This window comes from Actinomadura sp. 7K534, assembly GCF_004348575.1.
Lineage (GTDB): Bacteria > Actinomycetota > Actinomycetes > Streptosporangiales > Streptosporangiaceae > Spirillospora > Spirillospora livida.
In genome coordinates, this window is sequence record NZ_SMKB01000546.1 from 1 (window position 1) to 608 (window position 608).

The window sequence follows — 608 nt, forward strand, 5'->3', positions numbered from 1 at the left end:
CCCCGGCTAGCCGGAGGCCCCCGGCCGCGGCGCCCCCGGCTACGGCGCACCACCGGCCCGGGGCAGTGCCCCGGCCTCCCGAGGCGGACCGAACACCGGCGAGACGCCGCGTCCGCAGGGTGCGCCGGGCTACGGCGGCATGCAGCGCCGTGGCGGCCCGGGTGGCCCTGGCGGGGCACCGGGCCGTTACGAGGCGACGGGTCCGCAGACGGCCCCGGGCTACGGCACTGGACCGAACCAAGTCCCTCGGGCGCCGGGTTATCGCGAGGCATCGGGTTCCCAGGGGGCCCAGGGCTACGGCGAGATGCGAGGCCATGGCGGTGCCCCAGGTACCGGCGGGGCGCCGGGTTACGGCCGAGGGCAGGGCCATGACGCGCCTCCAGGCCCGGGCTGGGCACCGGGGCCCGGCATGACGCCCGGCCATCCGGGCGCGGCCGGCTACGGCGGTCCCTCCGGTTCCGGCGGCGGGCCGGGGTATGGGCCGGGGTTCGGTGATGAGCCGGACTATGCCGACGACGAGGGCGACTACCACGACGAGGCTGTGCCCTATCCCGATGACGGGCCTTCCGGGGGGAAGGGGAAGAAGGCGGGCAAGACCGGCAAGAAGG

At 77.1% G+C, this 608-nt stretch carries 1 pseudogene; it reads left to right on the plus strand.

The annotated features are described in order from the left end of the window. Positions 1-409 precede the first annotated feature (409 nt). Positions 410-608, plus strand: a pseudogene (locus E1266_RS39125) (hypothetical protein); the annotation flags it as partial.